Source organism: Lawsonella sp. (assembly GCF_011525565.1).
Classification (GTDB): Bacteria; Actinomycetota; Actinomycetes; order Mycobacteriales; family Mycobacteriaceae; genus Lawsonella; species Lawsonella clevelandensis_A.
This window is the reverse complement of record NZ_WVRS01000005.1, coordinates 68,243-80,010: the sequence shown is the minus strand read 5'-3', so window position 1 is coordinate 80,010 and position 11,768 is coordinate 68,243. Positions and strand designations below refer to the sequence as shown.

Annotated in this window: 9 protein-coding genes; 5 read left to right on the top strand and 4 right to left on the bottom strand. The window is 56.5% G+C overall.

Features of this window, described 5'->3' with window-relative positions; genetic code table 11:
• On the top strand, positions 1-220 hold a 220-nt coding region (locus tag QZV76_RS04520), incomplete at its 5' end, for a hypothetical protein (RefSeq protein ID WP_290598638.1).
• A gap of 4 nt (positions 221-224) precedes the next feature.
• On the opposite strand, the gene QZV76_RS04515 is transcribed toward QZV76_RS04520, so the two are convergent.
• Positions 225-1,208, bottom strand: coding sequence for a glycoside hydrolase family 25 protein (locus tag QZV76_RS04515; protein WP_290598637.1), 984 nt, complete (start codon positions 1,206-1,208; stop codon positions 225-227).
• 228 nt (positions 1,209-1,436) lie between these two features.
• Between QZV76_RS04515 and QZV76_RS04510 the strand changes: the two genes are divergently transcribed.
• Together QZV76_RS04510 and QZV76_RS04505 are read left to right on the top strand one after the other, a co-directional pair.
• On the top strand, positions 1,437-3,464 hold the full coding sequence (locus QZV76_RS04510; protein WP_290598635.1) for a CocE/NonD family hydrolase: 2,028 nt from the start codon (positions 1,437-1,439) through the stop codon (positions 3,462-3,464).
• 41 nt (positions 3,465-3,505) lie between these two features.
• Positions 3,506-3,742 carry an RNA-binding S4 domain-containing protein gene (locus QZV76_RS04505; protein ID WP_290598633.1) on the top strand — a complete coding sequence of 79 codons (237 nt, stop codon included), beginning with the start codon at positions 3,506-3,508 and terminating at the stop codon, positions 3,740-3,742.
• A 447-nt stretch (positions 3,743-4,189) separates the two neighbouring features.
• Here the strand turns inward: QZV76_RS04505 and QZV76_RS04500 are convergent, their stop codons facing one another.
• Positions 4,190-5,146, bottom strand: coding sequence for a hypothetical protein (locus tag QZV76_RS04500; protein ID WP_290598631.1), 957 nt, complete (start codon positions 5,144-5,146; stop codon positions 4,190-4,192).
• Between the two features lie 145 nt (positions 5,147-5,291).
• Here QZV76_RS04500 and QZV76_RS04495 point away from each other — a divergent pair, with 145 nt between their 5' ends.
• Complete coding sequence (locus QZV76_RS04495) at positions 5,292-7,043, top strand: TM0106 family RecB-like putative nuclease (RefSeq protein ID WP_290598630.1); 1,752 nt, start codon at positions 5,292-5,294, stop codon at positions 7,041-7,043.
• A 96-nt stretch (positions 7,044-7,139) separates the two neighbouring features.
• On the opposite strand, the gene QZV76_RS04490 is transcribed toward QZV76_RS04495, so the two are convergent.
• Both QZV76_RS04490 and QZV76_RS04485 read right to left on the bottom strand, forming a co-directional pair.
• Entirely contained in the window at positions 7,140-7,760 is a 621-nt protein-coding gene (locus QZV76_RS04490; protein ID WP_290598629.1) for a superoxide dismutase, read from the bottom strand.
• 219 nt (positions 7,761-7,979) lie between these two features.
• Positions 7,980-9,482, bottom strand: coding sequence for a DUF2252 domain-containing protein (locus QZV76_RS04485; protein ID WP_290598624.1), 1,503 nt, complete (start codon positions 9,480-9,482; stop codon positions 7,980-7,982).
• A 350-nt stretch (positions 9,483-9,832) separates the two neighbouring features.
• Between QZV76_RS04485 and QZV76_RS04480 the strand changes: the two genes are divergently transcribed.
• Complete coding sequence (locus QZV76_RS04480) at positions 9,833-11,674, top strand: pyruvate kinase (RefSeq protein ID WP_290598622.1); 1,842 nt, start codon at positions 9,833-9,835, stop codon at positions 11,672-11,674.
• Positions 11,675-11,768 lie beyond the last annotated feature (94 nt).

The following is an 11,768-nucleotide window of genomic DNA, read 5'->3' as shown; positions in this document are numbered from 1 at the left end:
CCCCAACCTGGTAATCTCCCTCGCGGTCCTATCCGCCACCCTGATGATCCCCTCTACGGCACCGGACGATAAACACAAGGGCACGTTAATTACGGAGCACTCCTCACTGTTTTCACGCCACCACGCCGGATATTTAATATCCGACCAGGTAACTGAGTATCTGAGTGGAGAACACACCAGCTTAGTGGCTAGTGGGAGGCTGAGTGCCTGGGGAGGCTGAGTGCCTAGCGGGATGTGGCCTGGTAGTTTGCCATAGGGGTTGCCCCCATCGGTGTCTGATAGATGGGTGCAACCCGTAGACCCTTCTTGGCCTGCTTCAGGGCTTTTTCGAGGTAGCTGGGGTCAACTTTCCACTGGCCTTTAACATTGACAGCTGGCACGGTGGGGACGGCTTGTTGTCGTAGGCTGAATGCGGCTAGGCCGGCGAGGCTGCCGTTGAACTTGTTGAGGTCTACGACGGCCGGTATTCCGGGGACGCTTCCGCGGGATGTGTACTGCCAAATGTTCCAGTTGGCCCATCCACCGGGGAGTGGTTCGGTGGGGTTCGCATGGTTGTTGTAGTCGGCTAGCCACAGTGGTGCGAAGCTGAAGATGGGGGTGTTTTGCATGGCTGTACGCCAGAAGTAGGGGTAGGTGTAGACGACGGTGTTGGTGGCGCAGTGCAGGTTGAGAGTGGTCAGGAACGCTGCTGTCCACCCCTGCAGTAGTAGGGGTGGTAGTCCGCCGGTTTCCTCTAGATCGAGCACGGGTGGGAGTTCCATGGGGCGTTTTTGGCAGTCGATGGTGTCTGCGTAGTGGAGTGCCTGGGTGATGGGGTTTTGGTTGGGGCGGGCGTAGTGGTAGCTGCCTACTATCATTCCTACGCTGTGGGATCCTGCGCGGTCTTGTTTGAAGTAGGGGTTGGTGTAGCCGGTGCCTTCGGTGGCTTTGATGATGGTGAAGGTGTAGCCGCTTAGGCGGACTCTTTGCCAGTTTATGGGCGTGCCGCCGGGGTGTTGGTGGCTGGCGACGTCTATGCCGCGGGGGGTGAGGTCGAGGGCGTTGGCGGGGTTGACGGTGGCGGCGCCGGCGGCGATGAGGGGAACTGTTACTGCTGCAACACTGACTTTGATGGCCCGTTGTGACATGCGTGTGCCGCCACGTTTACCTGCGTGTTTAGTGGCGTTATTGCTGGTGCTGGGTTTGTGGTGGGTGTGTGGTGTGTGCATGGTGGTTCCGTTGTGGTGGGGACGTCGCATGGGATTGTGTGCTGCTGGAAGCACAACACTGGAAACAAAACAGATGTTACTGGTGTTATGTATGTTTTTAGTGTAGAGGGTATGAATACTTTTTACTAGCCACCTGACCAGTGATTTCTCTCAGCAAAGAAATTCAGTAAAAAAATTGTGAGGAGTGGGACTGTTCATCTTCATTGAGGAGTACCTTACACTGAACTCATGCGTACACGAGTCACTTCTGTCCCCTTCACTACTGCCACTAAAGGTGTCACTACTAAAGCCGCCACTACTAAAGCGGCCACCGTCACTAAGGTAGCTGCCGCCACGGTGGGTGCTGTCGCCATGGTTATTGGTGCCAGCTTGGGTTCTTCCCCGGCGTCTGCTGCTATGGTGCAGGCTACGGTGCAGCCTGGCGTCTATTCCACCCATCGTGCGAGTAGTGCGGATGTTCCCAGTAAGACGGGTCTTAGGTTTGCTCCGGCGTCTTTGGCGAATCCGCGGGATGTGGCGTGGAATCAGCATGCTAATTGGACGGAGCATTACTTTACTACGCCCGACGGTACTACTATCCATGCTGATGTCTTGCGCCCCAAGGGTATTCCGGATAATGTACGCACTCCGGTCATCATGTCTGTGGGGCCTTATTTCAACCACTTGTCAGAGGTGGGCGTGGGCGATGCCGTCACCAACCCGGAACGTATCCGTACTCTTCTTGATCCCACTATCCCGAATCACCCCAATCCGCGGTTTCATGATTTCCTCAATGATGCCAAGGTGATGGAGGCCGGCTATACCTGGGTGCAGGTGGATTTGCGCGGTACGGGTGCTTCTACTGGGTGTTTGGACTGGAATGGTCCCGGGGAGCAGCAGGATGTTGTGACCGCCGTGGAATGGGCGGCGGTACAGCCGTGGTCGAATGGTCGTGTGGGGCTTTTCGGTAAATCCTACGATGGGGTGACGGGTCTTATTGCTGCAGGTAATCAGCCGCGGGGGTTGGCTGCTGTGGTGGCGCAGGAGCCAGCTATGGAGCCCTACACTTACCTGTATAACAATGAGGTCCCTTACTACAACGCTATTGGTACGAGCCTTTCTTATGATGAGATTGCTGCCTCCCCCGGCCGTGTCCTTCACGACACTCCCGAATATATGAAGAACAGTGTCTACGAGGTGGCCCACCCGCATTGCCTGTCCGACAATTTGCGTAATTCTTTAGACCCCATCCGTAGCCACAAATATTGGCGGGATCGGTCTTTCCTCACCAAGACGCATAATTCCCCCGTGCCCTTGTTTATTTCCGCTGGCCTTATTGAGGACAATACGGAGCCTGATGGTTTGGTGGAATTGTTGAAGGACCGTAAGGCTCCGACGCGTGGCTGGTTGGGTATGTGGAACCATGTGCGCGCTAATGAGAAGGATGCGAAGGGGAACATTAAAGTGGGTCGCCCCGGCTACTTTGCGGAGGTCATGGATTTCTATGCGCATTATCTGAAGGGTGCGGTTACCCGTTTCCGTCCGAATTTTATTGTGCAGGATAATACGGGCCGTTGGCGTGTTCAGTCGTCGTGGCCGCAGCCGAATCGCACTGTTACTTTTGCGGGACCCCGCGGCATTGTCCGCTACGGTACGGCGTTGGCGGCCCGCACGTATGGGAATGGTCAGGCTATTCCGCAGGCGGATGCACAGTCTCTTAACCGCGAGAAAGGTATATGGGCGTATATGGCGCCCCAGGCTCGGGATTTGCATCTTTCTGGCAATGTGAGGGTGCGTGCGACGGTGCGTTACAACGGCGTCACCGGCAAATATGGGCAGGCTGCAGATAAGAAAACTACTGCTCAGCGTATGCAGGCACTCTTGTGGGAGGACGCTAGCTTGAACGCCAACATTTATGATGTTGCCCCGAATGGGAAAACGCTTCTGATAACGCGCGGTGCTGTTGTGGTGCGGCAGGGTACCAGTACTGTGAATTTCCAGGCGTTGCCGAATGATTGGGTGCTGTGGCGTGGCCACCGGCTGGCTATCCGTCTTGTGTCGTCTAACCGTGAGAATTTCTTCGCGATGAAGGCACAGGAGCCCATTGAGGTGCTGTCGAGTTCCGTCACAATGGATATTGATGATGCGCGCCACCAGGATACGTATGGTGGTAAGCCACTCTACTGGCAGGAGTACATGAATGAGGCTGGCTGCTACCCAAGTGCTGACTATGTCTGCAAGTGGGAGGGTCCTAAAGATTCTGCGCCTACGCCGTAGCGAGTGAAGTGTCTGGTTAGCGAGTGAAGTGGAGATTAGCCATGGTTGATGTAGAGATTCGTGACAACATGATTCGCCTTGGCCAGTTTGTGAAATTGGCGGGGGCGGTAGAGTCCGGGGCAATGGCGAAAGAGGCTATTGCGGAAGGGCTTGTGTGTGTCAATGGGGAGGTGTGCTGCCAGCGTGGCCGGCAGTTGCATGAGGGGGATGTTGTCTCTGTTGACGGTGCTTTTTCTCCTTCTGGTGCCAGCGAGGACTACCGAGTAGTGTGCTGCTAACAGTATTGCTAAATATGACAATACGATGGCAATAAGTTTCTGTAGTTGTTGCTGGTAGACGCTATATAAAATAGCCATTAGTGATTTTTCAAAGGATAACGTGCATCTGTGTGACGCTCGCTACACAATGGAGGCGTAAGGCGCGAATCGGGCAATCCCCTGCCTCGTGCGAGCTCGTGCGGGCAGTTTCGGTATTGTGTAGATTCGCTGCTTTGCTAAGCCCCGTGGGTTAATAGCGGCAGTCGGTAAGGGAGTGCCGGTTGATCGCCACCATGGGTGATTGATAGTCCGGGATGAACTATCAAAACACAAGTGAAGGGCCGCCCGATTGACTGTTCTCGGGCGGCCCTTCCTTGCTTTTCAGTTTTTCAGGAGCCAATAGCGGCTAGCTAGAGGCTAGCTGGCAGCTAACATGCCACCAGCTGTAGCAGCAGCTAACACTACTTTTTAGTGGCGACGCTTCTTAAGGTAAGTCGTCAGTACGCTTGCTGCGGTGTAGAGAAGTGGCATCAGTGTGGGGGCTAGTGCGTCACTTTTCCGGGCGGCTTTCCGGGAGCACTTCTTCAGACGCTTCAGAGGGCAGGTGCGTTTCTTCGCGTGTGCTGAATGTGCTGAGTGTGCCGCATGTGCTGCGCCAGCTACACCCGCTGCCTCAACAATTTCCTTGCCAATGTTTTTGTCGGCTTTTTTGTCGGCTTTTTCGCTCACTTTTGTGCCGATCTTATCCGCTTTTTCCTCAGCAGACGTCAGTAGTTTTTCTGTTTTCTCCGCACCCTTGTGGGCAACATCGTGGACGGCAGAAAGTTTCTTTTCCGCCTTCTGCTGTAGACGCATGGCGGCCTCCCCGGCTTTCTCGGTGCCAAGTTTGGCGAGTTCTCCAGCGCCACCAGCATTGTCTTCAAGAACGCTGGCAATCTTCTGGGTGGCGTTGGCGGCGTTACCAACAACATCGGCAACAACACCAGAGGCAGCAGTCAGCCTGGACTGGGCGAAGTTGGCGCGGTGCTCAGCTTCCCTGGCGAGTTCCTGCGTCACCTTTTCTAGACGGGATTCCGCCTTGCCGGCCTTCTTCTCCGCTTTCTTCAGAGCCTTCTTGGCTTTCCTGTCCCCGGTTTTCGCGGCGGAGTCAATAAAGGCGGTGCGCTGTTCCACTTCAGCAGAGAGTTTTTCGGCAACTTTGCGGATCTTCTCTTCGCGCTTAGCGGCTTTCTTCGTTGCCTTCTTCTCTAGCTTTTCTTGCAGTTTAGCGGCCTTTTTAGCATTCTTCTTTTGAGCTTTGTCGATCTTTTTATCGAGTTTCTTCTGCAACTTGGCCTGCAACTTTTCCGCTTTTTTAGCGGCTTTCTTGGCGGCCTTGTCGGCATGCTTGGAGGCTTTCTCTTCCGGCTTATTCTTTCCGAACATAGTGTTTACCTTCTTCTTTCTCTTCTAGCAGGCAATATGAGAGCCATATAGTCCCGCATCCAAGAGATGAGATGCAGTTACCTGCAGTCTACTTTCACTACAAGAAGCCCGCAGGTAATCTAAGGCCGGAGAGGAAAGGACTGGCATGGACGGCAACCCCATTGCAGCAGACGATCTTTTCGGCTGTGATCACCGTTTCCTCCTCAACCGCCTGGGCTCCACCACCCCCCTCCTCCCGGACCCCATTACCCCCGTGGGGGTGGAGCATCGTCAGCAAGCCAGCAAAACCCGCATGGAGCACATCTACCTGCAGTTAGTAGATAGTTTCGGGGCTAGTCTTATGCCCAGTGACCAGTCCGCCGCCTGGCAGGCCACCCAGCAGGCCGTCACCAACCGCACCCCCATTGTTTGTGGCGCCTACCTGCCTAGCGACCCCGCCACAGACCGCGCCGGGGCGCACTGTATTCTCATGCTGGCGGCGGATGGGGAACACTACACGCCCATCATTACCGTCAACCACAAAACCTATGATGTGCGGGCTGCCGCCGCCCCACGCCCACCCCATATTCCGCTGGAAAACCTTTCCCGCCCCTCGCTTATCCCCCACGCGTCAAACCTGGACCGGTGGGATCCGCAGCCCCACCCGGAATTACGTCTCCGCCACCACACTCGCGACCAACTCCGCCTCACCCACTTGTGGCTGCTGATGCAGACGCACGGTATTCCCGCGACGGGCCAGGGTGGTGTTATTGACATGCATGGCCAGTACGCCATTGTGCACTGGTTGGAGGAGTCCCTCCCCAACTATCTTGCCCAGTTTGAGCAGCGGGAAGAACTCGTGGAGGAACTGGACGATACCCTCGTCGGGGGAACACATCACCCGCGCACTACCTGCGACACTCTCCGCCAGCTTCCCACGCATTCGCGCCGCCGCTCTGAATGCCACACGTGTGGCTGGTGGGATACTCTCTGCCACCGCGATCTTACGAGCAGGAATGATGTCAGCCTGGTCGTGTCCGCGGCGCAGGCGGAGGCTCTGGCGGAGGAGAACATTCACACTGTGGCCCAGCTGGCCGCCCTCGATGTGGTGGAGCCGGAGAATTGGCCAGGTGGTTCTTTTACAACGGCGGTGGCGGTAGCGCGCGCTAGCCTTGCCGGTTTCGGCATGGTGTATAAATCGGGGCGGGTGAAAGTACCGCGGGCGGACATCGAGATCGATGTCGATATGGAGAGTGTGCTCGACGATGGTGCCTACCTGTGGGGTGCACTACTTAGCTACACGTCCACAGAAGCCGAGCAGACTATGCGGGCGGCGGAGGGGGATGCTGCCGCCCCCGGCTACCACCCCTATGTAACGTGGAAGCGGCTCCCCAACCGGAGTACCGCGGAATGCTTTGTGCGGCTATGGCATTGGATTGCGCGCCTACGCCGTCGTGCAGCCGCAGAAGGCTTCTCCTGCAACGTGTACTGCTATGCGCAGGCGGGGGAACGACATTGGATGCTGGCCAATGTGCGCCAGCAGGCAGACTATTTGGGAATGCCGTCCGAAGATGAGGTGCGCGAGCTGCTGGATGGCCCCCACTGGGTAGACGTTTTCCGCCTAGTTGAACGCCAATTCGTGGGCGTGCACGGCCTGGGGTTAAAGAAAGTGGCACCAGTGGCGGGCTTCCACTGGCGTGACGAGGAACCCAGTGGGGAGGCCTCCATTGCCTGGCATTCGCAGGCGGTGCGGTCATCATCGCGGGCTGGGGGGAAGGGGAAGGCTCTTGTGCAGCAGACTCGTGCCCGTCTCCTGGCCTATAACGAGGACGATGCGCGGGCCACCCGGGCGGTGCGCTGCTGGTTAAGTGAGGGAACTTGGCTGGAGGACCTGCCGTCTTTGCAGGAACTTTCGTAAGTATGCGTCACCCCACCTGGGTGTCCGACGTGGAGTCGCTGTCCAGATGGGGTGACGGTGCTGTGTATGTTGTGTGTGTTGTGTGAATGTTAGCTGTTAGCAGTGGGTGTGCTTGCGAGCTTTAGAGAAACGACGCTGTACTTCTTCCCAATTGATAACGTTCCAGAAGGCGTTAACGTAGTCGCCCTTCACGTTCTTGTACTGCAGGTAGAAGGCGTGCTCCCACATGTCGAGGAGGAGCAGCGGGATCATGGTGAGGGCGTGATTGTCCTGGTGGCCATTAGTAATTTGGAGGATGACGAGCCGCTGGGAAAGCATGTCCCAGGCAAGGACGGCCCAGCCGGAGCCCTGAATACTGGTGGCGGTGGCGGCAAATTCTTTCTGGAACTGCTCGAAGGAGCCGAACTCGTCGTCAATGGCGGCGGCAAGTTCACCCTCGGGGTGGGCGTCCTGGGCGGGGGCCAGGTTCTTCCAGAAGAGGGAGTGGTTAATGTGTCCACCAAGGTTGAAGGCTAGATTCTTGGAGATGGTGGCCACTTTGTCTGCGGCGTCGCCGGACTTGCGGGCTTCTTCCAGTGCGGCCAGGGCGGCATTGGCGCCAGTGACGTATCCGGCGTGGTGCTTAGAGTGGTGGAGTTCCATGATCTCGCCGGAGATGAATGGCTCCAAGGCGCTGTAGTCGTAGTCGAGTTCGGGCAGAACGTACTTCTGTGCCATGGGAAAACCTCTCTGTTAGTGGCGTTTTCTGCAGTGTGCGCTCTCACGCATTTGCGGTGGCACACGCATGTGGTGTGTCTGTGAGTATCAACACAAATGCGGATACTTCTATTCCACCAGTTTTTCGCCCGCACGGCAGTAAATTCAAAAAACATCTACCGCCTGTGCGCTACGGGTGCGCTACAAACTGCGCGCTATAAACCCAGTGCTATGGGCTCGCTACAAACCCAGTGCGCGGTCAAACGTGGATTTTGTGGAACCATTGTGCGCGTCCACAGACTTTCCATCGGTGGTGTCCGCGTCCTCGTCAGCTACCTCAAATTCCCCGTGGTCAATGGCCATGCGGAAGAGTTCAAAATCCTCGTATGTTTGGTTGGCGTAGTCAATGGCCCATTCAGCAATAGCTTTGGCGAAGTCATTATTGCTACCAATGTATCCCGCTACCAGCGCCCCATTCGGGGATTGTGAGTGGGCGCGGGCCAGTAGGCGGGCGCACAGGGCACAGTAATTCTTCAATTCCTGCACGTCCAACTTCTCAATTTCGATGGAGCCCTTCATGTCTCGGAATTGGCGCCAGTAGTAGCCGCGGCCATCTTTGCCACGCGTCCACCCCAGCAGCGGATCCGAGTGGGCCTGCAGAATCTGCTGGCACGCCACCACCCGGTAGCCATTGCCGGCTTTAATATGCTTATCAAGATTATCGGGGAGGAGCCCGGAGGAGTCCCCAGCGGACAGTTCCGAAAAAGCATCCGGCAGTTTCCCATGGGTGGTGAGGACACTGGGGAGGGCTTCTTTCACTTGCAGCACAAGAGGTTCATCATTGGGGCCGGACAGTAGCAGTACCAGGGAGTGGGTGCCCACTGAACCCACGCCCACCACGCGCCGGGCAACATCCACAATATGGAATTGTTTAAGCAGAAGATTGGCGGCGGGGGGCAGGGTGCGAACATAAGTGTCGAAAGAAGCGATCATATTGTCTGCTTCTTCCTGGTCTGTGACGGGGACGAGAAGTGGTGGGTCGCTGAGGAAGTGGAGGCCGCGGCTGTCGGTGAAAGTAGCAATTTTGCGGACGGCTTGCAGGCTGGTGCGGTTGCGGGCCTTGTCGATGGTTCTATCGACAAGATCTTGGTCGCGGTCGCCGGCGTGTTGGCAGAGCCAGTCGGCGTCAATGTCGGCATAGTAGCGGTCGAGAATGGTTTCTTCGGCAAGGTTCGCCATGGCTGTGCGGTAGTTATCAACAAGGTTAATAACGATGTCGCGGGCGTCGTCATCGTCGGCGTGGACGTCGCCTTCGCGGGCGGCGAGGACGGCGGAAGCGGCTAGGCGTTTAATGTCCCATTCCCAGGGGCCAATGCCGGATTCGTCAAAATCGTTGAGGTCGAAGAGAACGCGGCGTTCGGGGCTGGCGAAAAGACCAAAGTTGGCCAGGTGGGCGTCACCACAGAGAACCATGTTGAGACCAATGGTGGGGCTGGCGGTAAGGTCGTAGGCCATAAGGTCGGCGCTGCCGCGGAAGAAGGCGAAGGCGCTGGCGCTCATGCGTTGCATGCGGACGGGGATCAGTTCCGGAATGCGGCCTTTATTGCGCTGGTGGATAAGGTCAAGGACGTCGCGGTGTTTGGGGAGTTCCAGTGTGGCGTGGTCCTCGCGGGCTACTTTTTTGCGGAGGCGTTTTCCTTCTGCCTTCGCCATGGTAAGGCGGTTAATGGTGGTATCGCTCATGGTGTAAATCCTGGGAATATGGTGTGTGAGCTGAGCGCTTGTGTGCATTCTGGCTGCACTAGTGTGTCTGTCTGTTTTTATCTGTCCTAAGGATACTCTGTCCCAGGCGATCTGCCGCGAATGTCCTGCCGCGAATATCTAAGGCGCCCTGCCGCGAATGTCTCAGGCGCCCTGCTGAGAATGCTTGCCTCGATGTTTTAGAAAGGGGACGTAGGAGGGAGTGTGTCTAGGGGTTGAATTTTGAGCGAACGCCGCAGCATTCCTGCAGTATTCGGTAGGAACGGTGGCGGTCTCTCGCTACATTGGGACTGAAAGGCTAGTACTGAAAACTAGTAAGGAAGATTCTGTTCATGTCTGCTCGGTTGACCCATATTCGTACTGCTCTCGATGCTCTTGCCGCCGATATTGATAAGGCTGTTGCGCAACGCCAGGATGACATTGATGCTGTGCACAGTAGTTACCGCAGTGGGGCGGAGAATTTGGTGGCCTACTTGGCGCTGCGGTCGGCGGATCGTCGCACGTTGCAGCATGAATTAGCAACGTTGGGTGCGCCTTCTCTGCAATTCCCTGAACTGGATGTGAGGGCGAAGATTGCGGCTGCTCGTACGTTGGTTTCTGCACTTATTGGGGATGAGCCGCAGGCCGTCACCATGGATGAGATTGATGGTGTGGAAGAGAAACTGCAGGCGGCAGAGCAGCGTCTTATGGAGAATGCTGATGAGACGTTGGGGGTGGCGTCACAGGGACGCTCTACGCGCATTATGGTGACGCTTCCGCGGGAGGCGGCGCAGGATCCGCAGATTGTGGAGGATGTGTTTGGGGCTGGTGCGGAGATAGCCCGCATTAACTTGGTGTATGGGGATGTGAGTGAGTGGCAGCAGATGGCGGAGCATGTGGAGGATACAGCGCGCCGTCTGAATCGAATCATTCCTATTGCGGTGGATCTTCCCGGCCCGAAGATTTTTACTGGCCGGGTAGCGGATGGTCCGCGTGTAGGCGCGTCCCTCGTATCCCGCTATGACGATGGCGAAATGCGGTATCCGGCGCGCTTGTGGCTGGTGCCGGAGAATCAGCCGGAGGGGCTAACGGAGCCTCCGCATGTGGAGGGTATTGCGCCCTTGTGCATGATGGTGGATGCTACCTGGTTTGCATCGTTGGAGGTGGGGACGGAAGTTCGTACTGCCGATAATCGTGGTGTGAAGCGGACGTTTGTGGTGGTGGCGAAGCAGGACGAGGGGGCTTTGCTGCAGGGGGATCGTTCCACGTGGATCCGTAACCATGCCATGTTGGAGGCTAATTTTATGCGGACGCGCGTGCGCGGTATTCCACCGCTGCAGCGCGGAATCCACTTAGAGCGCGGCGATGAGCTGATCTTGACGGATGACCTTACCCCCGTGAATCCGCCGCGTGATGGGGAGGTGGCCCGGATTGGGTGTACGGAGCCCCGTATTTTTAGTGCTTTGCAGGTGGGGGATCCTGTGTTGTTTAACAATGGTGCTCTTTATTCCACGGTGCAGAATTTGGGTGATGGGGAGGCGCGTCTGCTGATTACTCAGGCGAAAGATGGTGGCCAAACTATCTACGAGAATTGTGGCATCAATGTGCCGGGTACGGCTCTTAATCTTCCGGCGGTGACGGCGGAGGATGAGAAGTTATTGGAGGCAACCGTATCTTTTGCGTCCCTGGTGGAGGTTAGTTTTGTGCGCACTGCGCAGGATATGCGGGATGCGGTGGCTATGGTGCGTCGGGTGGAGCAGCGTTCTGGCCGCAATGTGGGGATTGTGGTGAAGTTGGAGACGTTGGAGTCTATGCAGAATCTGCCGGATATTCTGTTGGAGCTTATGAAGCATGAGCGCGTGGGGGTTATGGTGGCGCGCGGGGATATGGCGGCGGAGCTGGGCATTATGCATATGGTGGAGGCGCCGCGTTATGTGGTGAATTTGTGCCAGGCTGCGCAGTTACCGGTTATTATTGGCTCTAATATTTTGGAGACGTTGACGGATGCAGGGCAGCCTACGCGTGCTGAGGTGACGGATGCGGCGTGGGCGCAGCAGGCGGAGTGCGTCATGTTGAACCATGGGAAGCATATGGTGGAGACGGTGGAGGCTGTGGGTGCGCTGTTATCTGCGATGGATGGTGTGCAGCGAAAAAATCAGTCTCTTTTGCCATCGCTGCATGAGTGGAAGCGTTAGACTTTGTAGTGTTCCACTAATGTTGCCATTCTTTTTTTGTTAATCGTTGTCTAGCAACGGTTAACGGTGTTTTTCACCGCGTTGTAAGGCATAG